This is a genomic window from Mesorhizobium sp. WSM3860 (assembly GCF_002294995.1).
In the GTDB taxonomy this organism is placed as follows: Bacteria; Pseudomonadota; Alphaproteobacteria; order Rhizobiales; family Rhizobiaceae; genus Mesorhizobium.
In genome coordinates this window covers 193,731-215,259 of sequence record NZ_NSGF01000008.1, presented here as the reverse complement: position 1 = coordinate 215,259, position 21,529 = coordinate 193,731, and the positions used below count along the sequence as shown (strand labels likewise).

17 protein-coding genes are annotated in these 21,529 nt (G+C 65.1%); 7 read left to right on the top strand and 10 right to left on the bottom strand.

The window, feature by feature from the left end; all coding sequences use genetic code 11:
- Positions 1-2 precede the first annotated feature (2 nt).
- From CK220_RS15725 to CK220_RS15705, 5 genes are read left to right on the top strand one after another with little or no spacing between them, the layout of a single operon-like run.
- Entirely contained in the window at positions 3-599 is a 597-nt protein-coding gene (locus CK220_RS15725; protein WP_095812398.1) for a hypothetical protein, read from the top strand.
- Positions 596-1,513 carry a dihydrodipicolinate synthase family protein gene (locus tag CK220_RS15720; protein WP_095812397.1) on the top strand — a complete coding sequence of 306 codons (918 nt, stop codon included), beginning with the start codon at positions 596-598 and terminating at the stop codon, positions 1,511-1,513. The genes CK220_RS15725 and CK220_RS15720 overlap by 4 nt, the downstream gene beginning before the upstream one ends.
- Position 1,514: 1 nt before the next feature.
- Positions 1,515-2,483, top strand: coding sequence for a D-2-hydroxyacid dehydrogenase (locus tag CK220_RS15715; protein WP_095812396.1), 969 nt, complete (start codon positions 1,515-1,517; stop codon positions 2,481-2,483).
- A gap of 13 nt (positions 2,484-2,496) precedes the next feature.
- Positions 2,497-4,041, top strand: a complete 1,545-nt coding sequence (locus CK220_RS15710) for a trimethylamine methyltransferase family protein (protein WP_095812451.1) — start codon at positions 2,497-2,499, stop codon at positions 4,039-4,041.
- Positions 4,042-4,075: 34 nt separating this feature from the next.
- A complete protein-coding gene (locus CK220_RS15705; RefSeq protein WP_176479102.1) occupies positions 4,076-4,978 on the top strand; it encodes an SMP-30/gluconolactonase/LRE family protein in 903 nt (300 codons plus the stop codon).
- Between the two features lie 78 nt (positions 4,979-5,056).
- Here CK220_RS15705 and CK220_RS15700 read toward each other — a convergent pair whose 3' ends face one another.
- The 10 genes from CK220_RS15700 to CK220_RS15655 all read right to left on the bottom strand — a co-directional run bounded on the left by CK220_RS15700 (position 5,057) and on the right by CK220_RS15655 (position 16,915).
- Positions 5,057-5,830 (bottom strand): glucose 1-dehydrogenase, encoded by a 774-nt coding sequence (locus tag CK220_RS15700; protein ID WP_095812394.1) that lies wholly within the window; start codon positions 5,828-5,830, stop codon positions 5,057-5,059.
- Positions 5,831-5,840: 10 nt separating this feature from the next.
- Positions 5,841-7,175, bottom strand: a complete 1,335-nt coding sequence (locus tag CK220_RS15695) for a dihydroorotase family protein (RefSeq protein ID WP_095812393.1) — start codon at positions 7,173-7,175, stop codon at positions 5,841-5,843.
- A gap of 8 nt (positions 7,176-7,183) precedes the next feature.
- Positions 7,184-8,122, bottom strand: coding sequence for a polysaccharide deacetylase family protein (locus tag CK220_RS15690; protein WP_095812392.1), 939 nt, complete (start codon positions 8,120-8,122; stop codon positions 7,184-7,186).
- A gap of 11 nt (positions 8,123-8,133) precedes the next feature.
- Entirely contained in the window at positions 8,134-9,159 is a 1,026-nt protein-coding gene (locus CK220_RS15685) for an NAD(P)-dependent oxidoreductase (protein WP_095812391.1), read from the bottom strand.
- Positions 9,160-9,189: 30 nt separating this feature from the next.
- On the bottom strand, positions 9,190-9,954 hold the full coding sequence (locus CK220_RS15680) for an SDR family oxidoreductase (protein WP_095812390.1): 765 nt from the start codon (positions 9,952-9,954) through the stop codon (positions 9,190-9,192).
- Positions 9,951-11,201, bottom strand: a complete 1,251-nt coding sequence (locus CK220_RS15675) for an MFS transporter (RefSeq protein ID WP_095812389.1) — start codon at positions 11,199-11,201, stop codon at positions 9,951-9,953. The genes CK220_RS15680 and CK220_RS15675 overlap by 4 nt, the downstream gene beginning before the upstream one ends.
- Positions 11,198-13,276 (bottom strand): ABC transporter ATP-binding protein, encoded by a 2,079-nt coding sequence (locus tag CK220_RS15670; RefSeq protein WP_095812388.1) that lies wholly within the window; start codon positions 13,274-13,276, stop codon positions 11,198-11,200. The genes CK220_RS15675 and CK220_RS15670 overlap by 4 nt, the downstream gene beginning before the upstream one ends.
- Complete coding sequence (locus CK220_RS15665) at positions 13,273-14,154, bottom strand: ABC transporter permease (RefSeq protein WP_245429227.1); 882 nt, start codon at positions 14,152-14,154, stop codon at positions 13,273-13,275. The genes CK220_RS15670 and CK220_RS15665 overlap by 4 nt, the downstream gene beginning before the upstream one ends.
- A complete protein-coding gene (locus CK220_RS15660; RefSeq protein WP_095812387.1) occupies positions 14,151-15,164 on the bottom strand; it encodes an ABC transporter permease in 1,014 nt (337 codons plus the stop codon). The genes CK220_RS15665 and CK220_RS15660 overlap by 4 nt, the downstream gene beginning before the upstream one ends.
- Positions 15,165-15,241: 77 nt before the next feature.
- Positions 15,242-16,915, bottom strand: coding sequence for an ABC transporter substrate-binding protein (locus CK220_RS15655; protein ID WP_095812449.1), 1,674 nt, complete (start codon positions 16,913-16,915; stop codon positions 15,242-15,244).
- Positions 16,916-17,415: 500 nt separating this feature from the next.
- Between CK220_RS15655 and CK220_RS15650 the strand changes: the two genes are divergently transcribed.
- Positions 17,416-19,836, top strand: a complete 2,421-nt coding sequence (locus tag CK220_RS15650; protein WP_095812386.1) for an FAD-dependent oxidoreductase — start codon at positions 17,416-17,418, stop codon at positions 19,834-19,836.
- Between the two features lie 65 nt (positions 19,837-19,901).
- Positions 19,902-21,344 (top strand): dihydropyrimidinase, encoded by a 1,443-nt coding sequence (gene hydA / locus CK220_RS15645; protein WP_245429226.1) that lies wholly within the window; start codon positions 19,902-19,904, stop codon positions 21,342-21,344.
- Positions 21,345-21,529 lie beyond the last annotated feature (185 nt).

The window sequence follows — 21,529 nt, the reverse complement described above, 5'->3', positions numbered from 1 at the left end:
CGATGGCCGGTCTTGTCATGCGGACATTTCCCCTGTCGCCGAACGGCTCGGCCGCCGGATCCGTTCTGCCAAAGGGGCAACTGATAGTGACCGATCTGACGGCCCGGCCGCGCTTTGGCATCAAGGGCCCCGGCAGTTCAGCCTGGCTGGAAGCGCAACGCCTCTCCTTGCCGCCCGTCAATCGGATCGCCATGCAGGTCGGCGTCAGGCTGCTGCGACTTGGCAGCGACGATTTCCTGGCCGTCGACGAGGCCTCCGGCGAGGCGGTCGCAAACCTTGTCGCAGCCTGGCAGGCCGAGAAGGGCCGGCGCGGCTACTGGTCGTGGCGCGAGGAAGGCTGGAGCTGGATGCGGCTTTCCGGTCCGCTGGTCGAAGCGTCAATGTCGAGGCTTTGCGCACTGGACCTCAGGCCCGGCCGCTTTGCCGAGGACGCGGTTGCGCAGACGCGCGTCGCCCATCTCGAAGCCGTGCTGGTGCGCAGCGAGGAAGGTTTCGACGTCTTTTTCGACATCGCGTCGACAGCATTCTTCATCAGAACAGTCACCGCGGCAGCGAAGCTCGCTGACGGCGACACGACGACCCGGGAGAACCATCGATGAACAGCGTGCAAGGCGTCATAGCGCCCATCCTGACGCCCTTCGACAAGGACGGCAGCGTCGCCCGCGATCTGTGGGTCAACCATGCGAAATGGGTGCTTGCCCAGGGCGCGCATTACCTTTCGCCGTTCGGGACGACCGGCGAGGCGCTGTCGCTGTCGCCGCGCGAACGCATGCAAGCCCTGGAGTGGCTGGCCGAGGCCGGCATCCCGGCCGACAAGATGATGCCGGGCACAGGCGTTACCGCACTGCCCGAGACGCTCGAACTCAGCCGGCATGCCTTGGAACTCGGCTGCGCCGGCGTCATGGTGCTGCCCTCGTTCTTCTACACCGCGGCGGGCGATAACGGGCAGGCGCGCTATTATTCGGAACTGGTCGAGAAAGTCGCCAGCCCGAAGCTCAAGCTGATCCTCTATCACATCCCGCAGAATTCCGGCGTGCCGGTGTCGCCGGCGCTGACGGCGCGGCTCAACGCGGCATTTCCCGAGACCGTTGTCGCCTACAAGGACAGCGCCGGAAGCTGGGACAACACCGCAGCCGTGATCGCGGCGGCGCCCAACGTCTCGGTTTTTCCGAGTTCCGAAGGCCAACTCACCCAGGGGCTGGCCGCCGGCGCGGCGGGCTGCATTTCCGCTTCCGTCAACCTCAACGCCAAGGCGATCCGCGCCGTGTATGACGGCGCGCGCGCTGGCCGCGACGTCTCGGCCGCCGATGCCGCCATCAAGACGTTTCGCAAGGCGGTGCAGGATGCCGGGCTGATCGGCGGCATGAAGGCGGCACTTGCCGTGCGCTCCGGCGACCAGCGCTGGCTCAATCTGCGCGCGCCGCATGAGAACACCACCACACAGGCGGGCAAGGCTTTGCTCGAGGCGCTGGGTGCTCTTGCCGATCACATTCCCGGTCCGAGACGGGGCTGAAATGTCGGCGCGGCCAACAATCATCGTCAGCAGCGACGCGCCGGACGGGCCGATGGCGGTGCTGGCGGAAACCCATCCCGATCTCAGGGTGCTCGGCTGCGACATCTACGAGGCGCTTCCCGATCTGATTGCGGACACCGGCGCCGAGGTGGTGTTCACCATCAAGTTCGACCGGGGATCGCGCTATCCGCGCGGGGCGCTGGTCGAGAGTCCGACCGTGCGCTGGGTTTCGGTCGGCGGTTCCGGCACGGATCACCTGCGCCCATGGGATCCGACAAAGGTGACGATAACCAATTCGGCCGGCGTCGCCGCCGACATGATGGCCGAATATGTCTTCGGCGCGATGCTTTCCTTCTCGCTCGGCCTGCGCGGCTTTGCACGCGAGCAGGCGGCCAGGAACTGGACGGCCGGCAAGGTCGAGCCGATCCAGGGCAAGACGCTGCTGGTCCTTGGGCTCGGCAAGACGGGGCAGGCGGTCGCCGCCCGGGCCAAGGCCTTCGGCATGAGGACGCTGGGCGTGCGCGCGAGCCCGAAACCGACCGACGACATCGATGAGGTCCACGGCATGGCCGACCTGCCCAGGCTGTGGGGCCGTGCCGATTTCATCTTGTGCGCCGTGCCGCTGCTCGAAAGCACCCGTGGCATTGTGGGCAGCGAGGCCTTCGCGGCGATGAAGCCCTCGGCGGTGCTGATCGACGTGTCCCGCGGCGGCGTCGTCGACGAGGCGTCGCTCCTTGCGGCGCTGGATGGCGGCCGGATCAAGGGCGCTGCGCTCGATGTCTTCGCCACCGAGCCGCTGCCACCGGCGCATCCGCTGTGGGGCTACGAGAACGTGATCGTCACGCCGCATTGCTCCTCAGTCTACGACGGCTGGGACGTGAAGTCGGCACGCATGTTTGCCGAGAATCTCACCCGCTACCGGCGCGGCGAGCCTTTGGCAAATGTCGTCGATCCGGGACGCGGCTATTAAGGAGGACAGGCCGATGACAGCGCATGACAGGCGAAGCGGCGGACGGCGCACCAGAGCGGCCGGGCGCAGTGGCGGCGGCATTGCGCAACTGCCCTGGCAGCGCGTGACAAACCCCTACGCGCCGATGCAGATCCTCGACGAGGAGCAGATGGACAAGCTCCACAGCACCTCGATGCGCATCCTGTCCGAACTCGGCATCCGCGTCATGGGCGAGAAGGTGATGGGCATCTTCGAGGCCGCGGGCGCCATCGTTGATCGGGCCGAGAAAACGGTGCGGATCGACGAGAGCATCGTCAGGGAAGCGCTAAGGAACGCGCCATCGTCCTTCTCGATAACCTCGCGCAATCCGGACAAGCAGATCCGCATCGGCGGCAATTCGCTGGTGTTCGGGCTGGTGGCCGGGCCGCCCAATGTGCATGACCGCATCAACGGCCGCCGGCAAGGCAATCTGGCCGACTATGAGAACTTCATCCGCCTCGCGCATCATTTCAACGCCATCCATATCATCGGCAACCAGGTGGTGGCGCCTATGGAGCTGCCGGCGAATTCGCGCCATCTCGACACCTATCGCGCCAATCTGACGCTGTCGGATCTGAGCTTCCATTGCTCGGCAATCGGCCGCGGCCGCGCCATGGACAGCATCGCCATGACGGCGATCGCGCGCGGAACGAGCGTGGAGGCACTGCGCGAATCGCCGGGGGTGACGACGATCATTTCCGTCAACTCGCCGCGCCTGTTCGACGAGGCGATGGCCGAAGGCCTGATCGCAATGGCCGAGCACGGCCAGCCGGTGACGATCACGCCTTTTACCCTCATGGGCGCGATGACCCCCGTGACGCTGGCCGCGGCACTTGCGCAGCAGAATGCCGAAGCCCTGTTCGGCGTGACGCTGACGCAGCTGGTCAATCCCGGCACGCCGGTGATGTATGGCGCCTTCACGTCCAATGTCGACATGCGTTCCGGCGCGCCTGCCTTCGGCACGCCGGAGAACGCCAAGGCCAACATCGTCGCCGGACAGCTGGCGCGGCGCTACAACCTTCCCTACCGCACCTCCAACGCCAATGCCTCCAATGTGGTCGACCTGCAGGCGGCCTACGAGACCGAGATGGCGACCTGGGGCGCGGTGCTCGGCGGCGCGAACCTGATCTATCACGCCGCCGGCTGGCTGGAGGGCGGGCTCACCGCCTCCTACGAGAAGCTCGTCCTCGACGTCGAGATCCTGCAGAACATGATGGAGTTCCTGCGGCCGATGCCGTTCGAGGAGGACGATCTCGGCTTCGAGGCGATCAAGGCGGTGCCGACCGGCGGACACTTCTTCGGCTCCGAACACACCATGGCGCGCTACGAAACCGCCTTTTACCGGCCGATGCTGTCCAATTGGCAGAATTACGGCAGCTGGCAGGAAGCGGGCGGCCATGATGCGCTGGAGCGGGCGACGCAGCTCTGGCAGCAGGCGCTCAGCGACTACGCGGAACCGGTTATGGATCCAGCCATCCGCGAGGAGCTGGACGCCTATGTCGCGCGCCGCAAGGAGGAGATCGGCGCCGGCGAGCCGTAAGCGCCTGGAGTTCAACGAAAGACAGGGGAAGCGCATGACAAGACAGCATTTGCTGGGCACAGTGTTAGCCCTCGCTATGACCGCATCGGCACACGCCGCGAACGTCAAGGTGATCAATGACGACGCCTGGTTCGCCGAGGGCCCGATCTGGTATCAGGACAAGCTCTTCTACGTCGAATACGGCCGCGGCACTGTGGACGTCTGGGACGGCAAGAAGAACGCGATCTTCTGGAAGATGGATGGCTGCGGCCCGTCGGCCGTGCTGCCGACCGCGACGGGCGAATTCGTCGTCACCTGCTATGACAACAACACGATCGGCCGTATCTCGGCCGACGGCAAGACACTGCCGGCCTACGACAAGGACACGGACGGCAAGCCGTTCAGCGGCCCCAACGATTTCGCGCCGGACAAGGATGGCGGCATCTACTTCACCGGCTCCGGCAAGGGCGGTGCGCTGATCGACGCGTCGGCCTACTACATCGGCAAGGACGGCAGTGTGAGGAAGGTGGCTGGCGACCTGCACAATGCCAATGGCCTAGTCATGTCGAACGACGGCAAGATCCTCTACCTGGTCGAAACCGAGGACAACCGCATCGTCGAGTTCGATGTCGGGGCCGACCACACCTTGAGCAACCGTCGCGTCTTCCTTCGGCTCGACGATCTGTTCCCGAACCAGCCGCATATCTGGCCGGACGGCATCAAGATGGACAAGGCCGGCGAGATGTATATCGGCCAGAGCCCGCGCTCGCTCGACGCGCCGGGCAAGATCATAGTGGTGGACAAGGACGCCAAGCTCTTGCGCACGCTTTCGTTGCCGTCGCCGTCCATGCCGAACTTCGCCTTCGGGCCCGATGAAAAGGAGCTTTACGTGATGGCGCTCGACCAGATCGATGCAGCACCTTGGCACGGCAAGGTCTACGAAGTGCCGAATAAGTAGCTGCGATCGTCGTGATCGTCGGATAGGAAAGGAGGCCGGCCGCTTTGCAGCCGGCCTTTGCATTCGCGGGATGACCGCTCAGCCGGCCATCCAGCCGCCGTCCACCATCAGGTTGATCCCGGTGACGTATGTCGCAAGGTCGCTGGCCAGGAAAAGCGCCGCGCCGGCGACGTCGTTCGGCTCGCCGAGCCGCGGCCATGGCGTGCGGCGGCGCGAATAGTCGAGCGCATCAGGGTCGTTGGCGATGCCCGGCTTGCCCGTGATGATCTTGCCCGGCGCTATCGCATTGCAGACGATCAGGTCGTCGGCGTGATCGATCGCGATCTGGCGCGTCATCTGCACGATCGCGCCCTTGCTGACCGAATAGGGGAAATCGCCCGGGCAGGCGACCATACCGTGCTGCGAGGCGATATTGATGATGCGCCCGCGTACGCCGTTGACCGGCTCCTGCTTGAGCATCTGCAGCGCCGCCTGTTGCGAGCAGTAGAAGAAGCCGGTGACGTTGACGCCGATCACCTTCGCCCATTGCTCCGGCGTGGTCTCGAGCAGATTGGTCGAGGTGTAGGTCGCGGCGTTGTTGACCATGATATCGAGCCGCCCGAACTGGTCCACCGCCTGCCGCATCATGGTTATGACGGCCTGCTGATCGGCGATGTCCGTGGAGATGAAGATTGCCTGACCGCCGGCCACTTCGATCAGCCGGATCGTTGTCTCGCCGCCTTCGATCGGCTCCTCGCGCGTGTCGGCGACCACGACCTTCGCGCCGTCTTGCGCGTAGCGTTGCGCGATGGCGCGACCGATGCCGGAGCTCGCGCCGGTGACGATGGCAACCTTGCCCTCCAGAAGACCCATCTTGCCTGCCTCAGCTTTCCCGCCGCACCACTTGGCCTTGTCCCGTGTTCACCAGCACGCCGTCACGCGTGATTTCCTCGCCGCGCAGGAACACCTGGCGCAAGGTGGCTGAAATGCTCCAGCCGTCGAAAGGCGTGTAGCCGGCCTTGGATTTCTGGTCGGCATCGCGGATGGCAAAGGTTTGCGTCGGGTCGATGACGAGGATGTCGGCATCGTGGCCGACGGCCAGCCTGCCCTTGCGCCGGTCAAGCCCGAACCGATCGGCCGGATTGGCCGCGCACATGCGCGCGATGTCGCGCAGCCCGATCAGGCCTTCGTCGACAAGCTTGAGCATGACGGACAGCAGGGTCTGCAGTCCGGGCATGCCGCCCGGGATGTCCGCGAAAGCCGGATAGTTGGCGGCCTTCTCGGCAGGGCTGTGTGGCGCATGATCGGTGGCGATGATGTCGATCAGCCCGGCTGCTACAGCCTCGCGCAGGTGCTGCACATCTTGCCTCGTCCGGAACGGCGGTGATCCCTTCAGCCGCGCGCCTTGCCTTTCGTAATCGTCGGCATAGAAGAACAGGTTCTGGGGTGTCGTCTCAACGCTGGCGTCGGCAAGGTCGCGCACACGGCGCCAGGTCTCGACGCCGAGCGCCGAGTTGATCTGGCGGACATGAACGCGCGCGCCGGTCTCGGCCGCCGCCAGCAGCGCCCGCGCGATGCCATTGGCCTCGGCCAGTGGTGGCCGGCTTTCGCGGAACGCTGCAATGTCGCCGGCATGAACGCGCGCGGCGCTGCCCACGAGCAGCGATTGATCGCCGGGCGAGATGCCGACGATCGTCTTGAGCGGGCTCATCCGCTTCAACGCGTGAAGAACGGTGTCCACCGTCGGAAAAAGAAACTGCTGTGGGACATCCGCCGTGAAAAGCTCGAACGATACCGGGGCAAGCGCCGAGAGCCCTTCGAGACTGTCCAGCGTCTCGCTGACAACAACCTGAAAGCCGACATCGACGTTAAGCCGGCCTGCCGCCATCGACATCTTCTCGGTGAGCTGGTCTGCCGTCGCCGTCCAGGGCTCGTCGGTCGGCATGTCGAGCACCGTCGTCACGCCGCCGAGCGCAGCCGCATGCGTGCCGGACGAGAAGTCTTCCTTGTGGATCAGTCCCGGTTCGCGCAGATGCGCGTGCGCATCGACGAGACCGGGCAGCAGCATACAGCCGCTTGCGTCGATCACCTTCCGCGCTTCGGCCGGGTCTCCTGGCTGGATCAGGGCCGCGATCCTGCCGGCGTTGATGGCAATGTCGCGGCGGGCTTCGCCATCTGCGTTGACGATCGTCGCGCCGGTGATGAGGGCTTCGAACATCCCGCTGTTCAATCGGCACGCTTGCTGGCAAACGTCCGGTCATTGTCGAGCCAGTACCGCGCGATGTCGTCGCGGCGCATGAAGATCGCGCCCGGCGTCTTTTGCACGTGTTCGATCACCTCGCGCAGGCCGGACGCCCGGTTCGGCTGGCCCATCCAGCGCGCGTGCACGCAGATGTTGAGCATGCGTCCGCCGGTCTCTTCCGCCTCCCATAGCATGTAATCGATGGCCGAGCGGCAATCCTCGGCGAAGTCGCGCGGATTGCTGTAGCCCGGCGCGATGAGGAAGCGGCTGTCGTTGAGCGTCTTTGAATAAGGCACGACCAGAATTCTCTCCCCACCATGCTCGACGAAATAGGGCAGCTCGTCGTTGCAGGGATCTGAGTGGTAGAGAAAGCCGCCCTCGCGCACGAGCAGATCGCGCGTGTTGACGCTTGGAAACGAGCGGCAATTCCAGCCGAGCGGTCGCCGACCAAGCACCTTCTCGTAAAGCGCGATCGCTTCGTGCAACTGCCGCTCCTCTTCCTCGCGCGGCATGCCGGGATAATCGGTCCAGCGCAGCCCATGTCCGAGCAGGTCGTGTCCGCGCGCATTCATCCACTCGGCGACGGCGGGATTCTTCTCCAGCGCCACCGCGCAGGCCGACACCGTGATCGGCACATCGTAGCGGTCGAACAGCCGGGCCAACCGCCAGACGCCGGCCCGGCTGCCATATTCGAAATGCGTTTCGGTGCCGAGGTCGCGATGCGGTGAAAGGCCGGGGTTGTTGTATTCGCCCCAATTGTCGTTGCGGCCGTCATCCAGCCAGTTGTACTCCGACCCTTCCTCGTAATTCAGCACGAGATTGATCGCGACTTTCGCGCCGCCCGGCCAGGTGACATAGGGCGGGGTCGGTCCATAGCCGACGAAGTCGCGCAGCTGGGCCGGTTGTGAGGCAGCGCTTGTCATGGCAATCCCTCTCACTTCGTCTCGTTGGCCGAAATCCAGTCCATATAGGCGTGGAACGCCTCCTTGCCCGGGCGCGGCCGCCATGCCGTATCACGCATGATCCGCGCGATGTCGTAGGCGCCCCACATGCCGCCTTTCAGCGACACGTCCTGTACGATATTGGCGTCTTCTTCGGGCGTCACCTCAACCTTGAGCGCCGGAGCGCGCTCCTTTGCCCAGGCGATGATCTCGCCGATGGTCTGGCTGGAGCCGGAGCCGATATTGTAGTGGCGATAATGAAGGCGCGGCGCATCGAGCAGCGCGAGGATCGCGGCAGCGACGTCGGTCGAGGCAAGATAGTCGCCCACCGGCTCCAGACTGTTCGGCCGGATCGTTTCGCCGGCCAGGGCCATGTGCGCGACACGGTTGGGGACATGGCGGAAGTTCCGGCTCTCGGTCGCGCGATCCATCGGGCCGTAGACGGAAGCAAGCCGCACCGAAACCGCCGACAGGCCGAACAGGTCGGCATAGCGGTTGGTCACCATCTCGGAGGCGAATTTGGAGATGCCGTAGAGTGTTAGCGGCGCGACGTAGCCGTCCTCCGGCAGCGGCTCGCCGCTCCAGTCGGGGCCATTGTGCCGATAGATGGCTCCCGAGCTGACATAGACGAAGCGCTTCACGCTCGCCCGCTCGCGTGCCCATTCGAGCATGCGCACGGTGCCCATGAGATTGACGTCGACGATGCGGGCCGGGTCCTCGGCCTCCGGCAGGCGCTTCGCCTCCGCGGCGCTGCCGCGCGAAATCGGCGTGATGGTCGCGCCATGCACGATCGCGGTGATGTGCTCGTTGTCGAGCGCGGCGGACCACCCCGTCGGGTCGAGGATATCCGCGCTGATCACCGTGAGCCGGTCGCGCACCGGAGCGAAATGCCTTTCGGCCGCGGCGTCGAGGCCGGCGCGATCCAGGATGACGGCGCGCGCGGCCGGGTCGCGGTCGAGCCAGGCACGCGCCACCACGCTCATGACGAAGCCAGTGCCGCCTGTGACGAGAAGGGTCATGTCTTGGAGCCTCCTATGCTGGAAATTGGTTCAACGCACCGCATAGCCGCCATCCACCAGGAGGTCCGTGCCGGTGACGAACGAAGCGTCGGACGAAAGCAGAAAGGCGCAGGCGGCCGCGATCTCTTCGGGCTCGGCAATTCGTCCGAGCAGATGCGCAGGCCCTAGACCCTTGTCGGCCGCCTCCAGACTGGGCCAGCGCTGCAGCAGGCGCGCGGTCGCGACCGCTCCCGGCGACAGGCTGTTCACCCGGATGTTCTGAGCCGCATGGTCAATCGCCATCGCCTTTGCCAAATGCACAAGCCCCGCCTTCGCCGCACAATAGGCCACCGCCTTGCCGACGGCGACGCGCGCGAATTGCGAGCCGATGAAGACGATCGACCCGCCGCCGCTCGATGCCATCAGCGGCACGGCGCATTTGGAGATCAGGAAGGCGCCGGTCAGGCTCACGTCGACTTCCAGCCGCCACTTGTCGACTGCAAGGTCGGCGACGGTGCCGTCGGTCGAGGGAGCCGCGGCGTTGTGGACCAGACCGTCCAGCCGGCCGAATGCCTGAGCAGTCGCGTGGACAGCATCTTGGACCGAGTCCGGATCGGTGACGTCACAGTCGACAGCCAGAGCACTCGGCCCAAGGCTGGCGGCAAGCGCCTTCGTCGCTGCGGCGTCCCGATCCGCGCAGGCGATACAGGCTCCCTCCTCGGCGCAGCGGCGCGCGATGGCGCCGCCGATGCCGCTCGCGGCGCCCGTGATCAGAACGAACTTGCCATCCAAACGGTGGGCAAGGGCGCTGTTCACGGCTCGCCTCCGCACGGCTGCGCAACCGCGACACCGACCGGCCGCCGGCGCAGATTGATGCAAGCCGCAAGCGCCACCAGAATGCCGCCGGTGCCGAGCACGAACAGCATGGCCTGCGGCGCGGTACGCTCCATCAGCCCCGCCGCCAGACCCGGCGTCAGGATGTTGCCGATCGAATAGAGCAGAAGCAGCGTGCCCGAAGCCGCCACCATGTGCCGGCTGTGCATTCGCGAATTGGCGAAGGCGATGGCCACAGGATAGACCGTGAGCGCGGTTGCTCCATAGAGGAAGAACAGCAGGAACAGCAGCGGCAGCGGTCCGCTGCCCAGCCAGGCGATCGACGCGCATAGCGACACGGAAAGCAGGCCCTGGACAAGCAGCATGATGCGCCTGTCGAACCGGTCGGATAGCCATCCGATAGGCGTCTGCGCCAGCATGCCGGCAACGCTGACGGTCGTCACCAGGCCGACAGTGGCGGTGGCGGACAGTCCGATCTTGGCGCCGTAGATCGGCGTCAGCACGAAGATGTTCATGTTGGTGATGCCGGCCTGGAAGATGCTGACCACCGTTACCGGAGCGAGACGCAGCAACTGGACGACGCCATAGCGTTCGTCCTTCGCCGGGATATCGGCCAGGGACGGCTCGGTTTGCTCGGCGGGCAGGGCAGGCCAAGGTCTGGAGACAAACCGTGCAAGCGCCGACAAGAGCACGGTCGCCGCGCTGACGCCGAACAGATGCGGCGAATGCGCGCCGACGGTCTCCAGCAGCAGCTGTCCGAACAGCACGGCGACCGCGGTCGTCAGCATGTAGATGGAGAACAGCCTGCCGCGATTGTGTTGGTCTGCATAAAGGTTGATCCAGCTTTCGCAGACAACGAACATCGCCGCCATGGCAAGCCCGCCGAGCAGCCGGAAGCAAAGCCATGCCGGCATGAAATCGGTGAGCGCGAACCCCGAGGCGGCGAGGCTTGCAAGCACGGTTATGGCGAAGAAGGCGCGCTCATGGCCGACGCGCGACACCAGCGGACGCGCAACGAGGCAGCCGATGAGAAATCCGACCGGATAGGCGGTCAGCACCAATTGCACTTCGGAAGGGTCGATGCCCGGCGCGCTCAATGCCAGCGAGACGGCCGTCGTCAGCATCGCGCTGCCCGTGCCGGCCAGGCAGATGCGCGCCATGATCGGCAGGATGGCGCGCGACCGTTCGGCTTGTCGCCAGAGGCGGCCCAGTGAAGCTGGCGTCGTCATGAACGGTCGCGCGCCTCGTCCTGATGCCTGGGAGTCTCCAGCGCTTCCACCGGGATGTGGCAGGCGATCTCGTGCGTGGCGGACATCCTGCGGATCGGTGGCGGCTCTCTGTCGCAGATCGAACCCAGCTTGCGATGGCAGCGGCTGGCAAAGCGGCAGCCGCGCGGGACATCGACGGGGCTCGGCGTGTCGCCGGTCAGCGTGACGCGCTTGCGCTCTGCCCCTTCCGGTTTCGTGCTGCGGATCGCCGAGATCAGCGCCTCGGTGTAGGGATGGGTCGCGCCGCCGAAGATCTCCTCGACCGTGCCTTTTTCCATCACTTTGCCGAGATACATCACCACGACCTTGTCGGCGACGTGGCGCACAAGCGCCAGGTCATGGCTGATGAACAGCATCGTCGCATGCCGGGTCTTCTGGATGTCGAGCAGCAGCGTCACCACGGCCGCCTGCACGGAGACATCCAGCGCCGACACAGGCTCGTCGGCGACGATCAGCGACGGGTCGGAGGCGAAGGCGCGGGCAATGGCGATGCGCTGCTTCTGTCCGCCGGACAATTGGCTCGGCCGGCGGGCGGCGAAGTCCGGCGAAAGCCGGACCATCTCCAGCAGCTCGCGCATGCGCTGGTCAATGGCCGCCTTGCCCTTGCGGATGCCGAATTTCTTCAGCGAGCGGCGGATCGAGAAGCCGGCGCTGTGCGACGGGTTGAGCGTCGAATCCGGATTTTGGAACACCATCTGGATCGATTGCAGCAGGGGCTTCGGCCGCGCGCTCGCCTCGATCGCGGCGATGTTTTCGCCAGCCATGCGGATTTCGCCCGAAGTGGCGCGGTCGAGGCCGGTGACGATACGCGCCAGGGTCGACTTGCCGCAGCCGGATTCGCCGACCAGCGCGACGATCTCGGCCTTGCCGGCCTCGAAGGATACGGCCTCATTGGCCTTCAGCGTCTTCTGGTAACCGAGGTGATAGAACTTGGTGATGTCGGAAACAGTGATCGCGGCTGCCGGTGCCGCGCTCTCGCCGGATAGCGGCGGCAGCTCCCGACGAGCCACCTCGAGTTCGGGCCAGCGCACGCAGCGCACAACATGCCGTTCGCCGACCGGTTCCAGCGACATGCCGGGCCGGTCGCACAGGCCGGCGCGGAAACCGGCGCAGCGCGGACCAAAAAGGCAGCCGCGCGGCCGCTCCGACGGCAGCGGGATATGGCCCGGAATGGCGGCAAGCGTGCGGCTGTGCTTGCCCTGCCCGATATCGGGAATGCAGTCGATCAGCCCTTGCGTGTAGGGATGGCGTGGCCGGCCGAAGAGCTCGCGCGTCGGCGCCTCCTCGACCAACTCGCCGGAATACATGATGCCGACCCGGTCGCAGCTTTCGGCGATCAGGCCGAGATTGTGCGAGATGAACAGCAGGCTGGTTCCATAGCGACGGCGCAGTTCGCCGATCAGATCGATCACCGCCGACTCCACCGTCACGTCGAGGCCGGTGGTCGGCTCGTCGAGCAAGAGCAGCGACGGCCGTCCGAGCAGCGCCATAGCGATGACGACGCGCTGCTGCTGGCCGCCTGAAAGCTGGTGCGGATAGCGCTTCAGCATGTCGCCGGCGTCGGGCAGGCGCACGTCCTTCAGCATGGCGGCCGCCCTGTCGAGCGCCTCGACGCGACTTGCGCCGAGATGGAGCATCGGCACCTCGGCAAGCTGCGCGCCGATCGTCTTGACCGGATTGAGCGCGCTCATCGGGTCCTGGTAGACCATGGCGATGCGCCGCCCGCGAATGGCGCGCAACTTATGCGCCGGTGCGTTGACCAGTTCCTCGCCTTCGAAGCGGATGCTGCCGCCGGCGACGACGCCTGTCGCACCGAGATAGCCCATGATCGCCATCGCCGTGGTGCTCTTGCCGCAGCCGGATTCGCCGACCAGCCCGAAGCTTTCGCCGGGCTTCACCTCGAAAGACAGCTTCGGCACCGCAACGATCGTCTCGGCCTTCCCGCGAAACTCGATGCGCAGGTCTTGGACAGCGAGGAGCGGCGTCTCGGACGCGCGTTCGCCATTCGTCGAAATTGTCTCGGCGACCATCGTCATGGCTTCCAGGCCTCCCGCAGGCCGTCGGCCAAGAGGTTGAAACCAAGAACCAGGCTGACGATGGCGATTGAGGGCAGCACCGACATCAACGGCCAAACGTTGAGCACCGTCGTGCTTTCCTTGACCATGCCGCCCCAGTCCGGATTGGGCGGCGGCAGGCCAAGGCCAAGGAAGCCGAGAATGCCGATGGTGATGATGGTGTAGCCGATGCGCAGGCAGGCATCGACGATCAGCATGCCGCGGCAGTTGGGCAACAGCTCGACCAGCATGATGTATAAAGTACTTTCGGCGCGCAGCCTGGCGGCGGCGATGTATTCCTGCTCCTTCAGGCCGAGCACCAGCCCGCGCGTTATTCGCCCGATTCCTGGCGCCGAGGCGATCGTCGTGGCGATGACGATGTTGATTATCGATGGCCCGATATTGGCGATCAGGATGACGTAGAGGACCAGCACCGGGAAGGCGAGGATGATGTCGGACAGGCGGCTGATCACGGCATCGATCCAGCCGCCGTAACAGCCGGCGATCATGCCGAGCGTGATGCCGACGATCATGGCGACCGCGACCGAAAGCGGCGCGACGACCAGCACGGTGCGGGCGCCGAAGATCAGGCGCGACAGCTCATCGCGGCCGAGAATGTCGACGCCAAGCCAATGCGCCGCCGACGGTGTCGGATCGGCCAGCGCCATGACATCCTGCTCGGTCGGTGAATAGAGCGGCAGCACCGGCGCGAGGATCGCCGCAACCACCCAGAAGCCGACCAGGAACAGCCCGACCATGGCTGTGGGCGAACGCAGGATGCGCGCCCATTTCAGGCGTGCCCTGCCCGTTGCCTTGACGGCTGTCGCCTCCATCGCTCTCTGCTCGACCAGTGCGCTCATCGCAATCTTATGCGTGGATCGAGCAGCATGTAACCGAGATCGCCGACGAATTGCGTCGTGACCGCGATGGCGACGGTGATCAGCGTGGCCGCCTCGATGGTCGCGATGTCGCCGAACAGGCTGGCATCGAGCAGCAGCCGACCGAAGCCCGGATAGGCGAAGACGAGTTCGGTCACCACCACGCCGCTGATCAGGAAATTGATCTGCAGGAGCAGCACCGTGAACGGGGCGATCATGGCGTTGCGCAGGGCATGGCCGATGACGACCTGGCGCGTGCTCATTCCCTTCAGCACCGCGGTGCGGATATAGGGCTTTTCCATCACCCCGATCATCGACACGCGGATCATGCGCGCGACATAGCCGAAATCATAGATGACGAGCACCGCGACCGGCAGCACGAGCTGTGACGGAACCGACCATCCGCCTTCCGAGTCGAGCGGGCTGGTGCCCGGCAGCACCGGCCACAGAATGACGAACAGCGTAACCAGGAAAACCCCCGACGCGAATTCCGGGATCGAGGTGAAGGTGATGCAGATCACCGACAAGAGCCGGTCGAGCACGCCGCCTTCCTTCAGGCCGGACAGGATGCCGAAGACGATCGACAGCGGCACGATCAGCAGAAAGGCCAGCCCAGCCAGGATCGCCGTATTGCCGAGCCGGCTCCAGATCACGTCGTTGACGGGCAGCTTGTTCAGCGTCGAATAGCCGAAATTGCCGAAATACTGCGCGCCGCGCGGATCCTTGAAATTGAGCCCGGTGCTCGGGTCCTGGAGCGGGTCCGGAATGATGCCGAGCAGCACGCCCGCCCAGCGCCCGTAACGCACCAGCAGCGGATCGTCGGCCTTCAGCTTCTTGGTCAGGAAGTCGACCTGCTCTTGCGTCGCGAACGGCCCGAGCGATTTGCGCGCGACGCTGCCCGGGGTGAACTCACAGACGGCGAACACCAGAAACGACGCTGCGACCATGGTGAGCATCATCATCGCCAGCCGTTTCGCCACGAATATTGCCATCAGCCGGACGTTTCCGTTCTGGGTGCGAGTGGAAAGGAACGCCCGGCCGTCTGGTCGCCGACAGGGCGCAACGTGGTCTAGGCGGAGGCGACCGCATAATCCTTGGCGAAGATGTACTGCGATGGATGCAGTTCGAAGCCCTGCACCTTCTTGTCCATGACGGTCGAGAAGATCCGCCAGAACGGCTGCACGATCGGGCCCTCGTCCTGCATGATCAGCTCGATCTTCTCCATCACCTTGCTGCGCTCCTTCGGGTCGAGAATGCCCTCGGCCTGGGTGAGCAGCTTGTCGAATTCGGCATTCGAGAAATGCGACTCGTTCCAGGCGGCATTGGAGCGGTAGGCGAGGCCGAGCGTCATGATGGCGAGCGGGCGGTGGCCCCAGGCGGTGAGGCTGAAGGGCGCGCTGGTCCACACTTCCCAGTATTGCGCGCTCGGCAGCGACTTGATGTTGGCCTTGATGCCGATGTCCTTCAGCTGTTCGGCCATCGCCTGTGTCGTGTTGAGCTCCCAGATCGGGTCCGGTCGTGTCACCAAATCCAACTCGAAGCCGTCGGCATGGCCGGCGTCGGCCATCAGCTTCTTCGCCTTCTCGACGTCGCGCGGCCATTTGGGCAGTGCGGCATATTCGGGGTGCGACGGCGCCACATGATGGTCCTCGGCCGGCGTGCCGGCGCCGAGCAGGACGGTCTGGATGATCTTGTCGCGGTCGAGCGCATGGCGCATGGCCTGGCGCACGCGCTTGTCCTTGAACTGCTCGACGTCGGGATGCATGCGCATGACGATGGTCTGCGTCGTTTCGACCTTGTGGACCGCGACATGCGGGAAGGCCTTCATTGAATTGATCTGCACGGCGTCGGCTTCCGACAGGCCGTCGACCTGCTTGGACGCCATCGCCGCGATGCCGGCGCCCGGATTGTCGCCGAGGTCGACGAATTCGAAGGTGTCGAGATGCGCAGCACCGCCCCAGTAATCAGTCCGCGCCTTGTACTTCGCGCCCTTGCCGACGGTGTATTCGACCATCTCGAACGGACCGGTGCCGTTGGCGCTCGGGCCGAAGGCGCCGTTGTCCTTCGGATCGAGGATGAACATCGGATAGTGGAAGAGATGTTCGGCGACCGCGATTTGCGGCGAGAAGAGGTTCAGCCGCACCGTGCTGTCGTCAACCTTCTCGATCGCCTTGTCGGACCACAGCCGGCTCGACTTCTTCGGATTGCCCTTATCGTCCTTCTCGCCGGTATCGTACTCCTCGACCAGATAGCCGGTGAACAGGCCGAACACCGAGGAACCGACTTTGGGATCGCTGACACGCTTCAGGTTCCAGATCACGTCGTCGGCGTTGAGCGCCCGCCCGTCACGCCATTTCACATCCTTGCGGATGTGCAGCGTCCAGGTCTTCAGGTCGTCGCTGACGTCCCACTTCTCCAAGAGATAGGGGTGAGTGATGTTGTTGCGGTCGGTAAAGGTCAAATATTCGCAGACTTGGCGGATGACGTTGGATTTTTCGGCAAAGTCGGCCAGATGCGGATCCTTGATCTCCATGCAGCGCATGCCGATGCGCAAATTGCCGCCTTTCGGCAGGTCGCCGGCACGCGCTTGCGTCGCCGGGTCGATGATGCCGGCCATGGCATAGGCCGCGCCGGCCGAAAGCCCGAGCAGCGTCGACTTGCGCAGGAAGTCCCTGCGGCTGATCTCGCCCTCGTTAAGTTGATCGAGCAGTGTCGGAATATAGGGATGCGATGTCTTGTCCAAGGTCTTAACCTCCGAGTTGTCGCGATGCGCGTGCCGGACAGGGCGCTTCGGCGCTGTCTTTTCGACTGGTGCGGAACCGGTTTTGAAGGCCGCAGCGCGACCGCGCCGCCGGACCGTCAAGACGCATGGACGGCGGGAGGCATGCCGGTTTGGCCGGTCTATCTCCGCGCTCGGAATGCAAGTCCATGGCGGGTGGCTCCCATTGGTGGCGCCGCTGGTCGCGGCTGCTCAATTCCCCGCCAAAAGCTACACCCGGCCTCTATGCCTACAAACGAAGATTGATGTGGCTATGACCTCGTTTTTTTTGCTCTTAACTGCCTCGAAAACCAGCAGCCAGCCCCAATAGCAGGCTTTACAGTCGTTTCCCGAGCTTTCTACATTGCCGGCGTTCGAAAAAGTGGGGTCATTTTGTCGGCACAAGAGCCAGCACAAACCCCTGTTGTTATCCGGCCCGTCGCCCGGCCGTCCGGCTCCGGCACACAGCCACAAGGAACACGTAAATGCGGACCCATGCCCAGGCTGTTGTGATCGGCGGCGGCTTGATCGGGTGCTCGATCCTCTACCACCTGACCAAGCACGGCTGGAGCGACGTCGTGCTTTTCGAGCGCGACGAGCTGACGTCCGGCTCGACTTGGCATGCCGCGGCCAACATCCACGGCCTGCACGACTCGACCAACATCAGCCGCCTGCAACACTACACGATGGCGCTCTACAAGGAGCTCGAGAAGGAGACGGGCCAGGGCTGCGGCATCTTCCAGCCGGGATCGCTCTATCTCGCCCAGACCGAGGCGCGCGAACACCAGCTTCGGCTGCAGGAGGCCAAGGCGCGCCGCTACAAGATGAACTTCTACGAGGTCGACCGGGCCGAGGCCGAGCGATTGCACCCGCTCGTCGACTTCGACGGCATACGCTGCATCATGTATGAACCTGAAGGCGGCAATGTCGATCCCTCGGGCGTGACGGCCGCCTACGCGGCCGGCGCGCGTCAGCGCGGCGCCGAGATCCATCGGTTCACGGCGGTGACCGGAACCGAGCAGCAGCCGGACGGAAGCTGGATCGTGCGCACCACCAAGGGCGACGTCCATGCGCAATGGGTGGTGAACGCCGCCGGCCTGTGGGCGCGTGAGGTCGGCGCTCTCGCCGGGCTGTCGCTGCCGCTCATTCCGACCGAGCACCAATATTTCGTCACCGAGACGATCCCCGAGATCGCCTCGATGGGCCGGCGCCTGCCTTCGGTCGCCGACCGCGACGGCGAATATTATCTGCGCCAGGAAGGCCTCGGCCTGCTGATCGGCGCCTATGAGCGGGCAATGAAATTCTGGGCCGAGGACGGCACGCCCCAGGATTTCGGCCACGAGCTGTTCCCGGACGATCTGGAACGCATCGAGGAGAACATGATGCGCGCCATCGCCCGCGTGCCTGCGGTCGGCACGGCCGGCGTCAGGCGGGTGATCAACGGCCCGATGATCTGGTCGCCGGACAGCGCCGCGCTGTTCGGCCCCGTTCCGGAACTCCGCAACTACTTCTGCTGTGCCGGCATCATCCCGGGCTTCTCGCAGTCCGGCGGTCTCGGGCGCCTGGCGGCGGAGTGGATGATCGAGGGCGAGCCGACGCTCGACATGTTCGGCTGGGATCTCGCCCGCTTCGGCCAGTGGGCAGGCAAGGACTTCGTCAAGGCGCGCGTGCAGGACCAGTACAGCCATCGCTTCAAGATCCATTTCCCGAACGAGGAGCGCGCGGCGGGCCGGCCGGTGCGCACACGGCCGGCCTATTCCATGCAGAAGGAAAACGGCGCGGTGTTCGGCTTGAACTTCGGCTGGGAGCATCCGCTGTGGTTTTCCATCGACGGCGAGCAGCGCGAGGAGACGATCGGCTTCACCAGGCAGAACTGGTGGCATCCGGTCGGCCGCGAGGCGCGCATGCTGCGCGACCATGTCGGCATCATCGACATCTCCAACTTCGCCAAATACGAGGTGAAGGGGCCGGGCGCCGAGGCCTGGCTGAACGCGCTCTTCGCCAACAAGATCCCCTCGCAGGCCGGACGATCTTGTCTGACGCCGCTGATCGGCAAGCGCGGCGGCATCGCCGGCGACTTCACCGTCACCAAGCTGGCGGAGGACGAGTATCGCGTCTTCGGCTCCGGCATGGCCGAGCGCTATCACCAGCGTTTCTTCCAGATGGTGCCGTTGCCTGAGGGCACGACGTTCCGCTCCCGCACCGAGGATATGTGCGGCTTCAACGTCGCCGGGCCGAAATCGCGCGCGGTTCTGCAGCGCCTGACCAATGACGACCTGACGACGACGTCGTTTCCTTTCATGGCGTCGCGCCGCATCGCCGTTGCCGGCCTCGATGTCATTGCGCTGCGTGTCTCTTTCACCGGGGACCTCGGCTGGGAGCTCTATTGCGAGGAGAAGGACCAGACCGCGCTCTACAACGCACTGCTCGACGCCGCTCGGCAGGAAGGCGGCGGCCCGGTCGGCTCGCGCGCGCTGATGTCGCTCAGGGTGGAGAAAGGCTATGGCAGCTGGGGCCGCGAATACTCGCCCGAATACTGGCCGCAGGAGGTCAAGTTCGACCGCCTGATCAAGATGGACAAGGGCGACTTCCTCAACCGCGACGCCTATGCCGCGCTGGCGTCGAAGCCGGCCCGCGACGAGCTGATCATGATCTCGATCGAGGCGAAGGACGCCGACGCCACCGGCGGCGAGCCGATTTTCCTCCCCGATGGCACGCCGGTCGGCCAGGTCACGTCCGGCGCCTATGGCTACCATGTCGGCATGTCGCTCGCGCTCGGCTATGTGAAGGCCGGGTCGGTGAAATCGGGAGACGCGGTGACGGTTGCGATCCTCGGCCAGCCGCACAAGGCTGTGTTGCTTGAGCGGCCGCCTTTCGACCCCGATGGCAAACGGCTGAGGGCCTGAGCGTGCCGCGCCAAAGCCCTGGTGTGGATATCGCCGTAGCCTCAATGGCGATGTGGTGAGCATCCATGGCGTCGCCTTTGCATGAATTGGTGATCAGGGGCGGACACGTCGCCCTCGATGACGGTTGGCGAGATTGCGACATCGGCATCGATGACGGCCGCATCGCCGCGATAGATAGAGGCCTGCGAGGCGCGCAAACCATCGACGCCGCGGGGCTGTGGGTGATGCCGGGCGGCATCGATGCCCACTGCCACCTCGATCAGCCGGTCTGGGGCGCCGCCGGCAACGCGGACGACTTCGAATCGGGCTCCATATCCGCCGCGTTCGGCGGCACGACCTGCATCGTGCCCTTCGGCATGCCCGGCCCGGACATGACGACCGTGGGCGCGCTCGAGCGGGCGATGGGCTGCGCGGCGGGGCGTTCCATCATCGACTACGGCCTCCATGCGGTGGTGACGACGGCAACCGGTGAGAACGTCGAGGCACAGCTCAGCCAACTGGCCGGGCAAGGCATCGCTTCGGTCAAGCTTTTCATGACCTACCAGGGCTTCGCGGTCGACGACGACCTGTTCTTGACCGTGCTCGATACGGCGAGGACGCTCGGCTGGATCGTCATGGTTCATGCCGAGAATGATGCCGCCATTCGGCGCACGCGGCAGCGGCTGATGGAGCTTGGCCGCACCGAGATGCGCTACCACGCCGTGGCGCACAGCGAGATCATGGAGCGCGAGGCCACCCATCGGGCTCTGGCGCTGGCGGAGATGACCGGCGCCCGCATAACTATCGTCCACGTGTCGTCGCAGCAGTCCGCCGAGGAGGTCGCGCGGGCACGTCATCGCGGCGTCGACGTCGCGGCCGAAACCTGCCCGCAATACATCTTCCTCGGCGCTGCAGACCTCGACCGCCCAGGCAGGGACGCCGCCCGCTTCGTCTTTTCGCCGCCGCCGCGTACGCCGCATAGCCGCGAGCTTCTCTGGCGGTTGCTGGCGGACGGCGGCATCGACCTCTGGTCGTCCGATCATTCACCCTATTATTTCGCCGACAAGATCGGCAAGGCGGCGGAGCCAGGTTTCACCACGACATTGAGCGGTATTCCCGGCCTGGAAACCAGGCTGCCGCTGCTGTTTTCCGAAGGGCTGCTGACCGGTCGGCTGACGCTGCAGCGATATCTCGATCTGACCTCGCGCAATGCCGCCGCGATCTACGGTCTCGAACACTGCAAGGGTCGCATCGCCGTTGGCCTGGACGCGGATCTCGCGCTCTGGGACCCTGCACACAAGTGGACCATCAGCCACGAAATGCTGCATTCGCGCGTCGACTTTTCGCCTTACGAAGGCAAGGTGGTGACGGGCAAGCCGGTCACCGTGCTGCTGCGCGGTGAGCCGCTGATCGCGGGCGGAAAGCTGCAGGCGCAAGCTGGTTTCGGCCGCTTCGTTGCGCGCCGTCCGTCCGATCCGGCAAATGCCGGCACGGCTGTAGAGGACACCACGCCATGGCTCGACCCGTGATGAAGGCGGCTTGGCAATATCGGGCTCTGGCATAACGCCGGCCGAGCAGAAACTGTCGGCTGGCTGCTGATTTGCGAAGAGGCCACTCAATACCGTGCTTTATGAGCGACGGTCCTGAAAAACGGTTCCAGGCATGCATGCGATCGGCGACCTGCCCCGCGACCGCAGGCGTATCGGAAATCGGC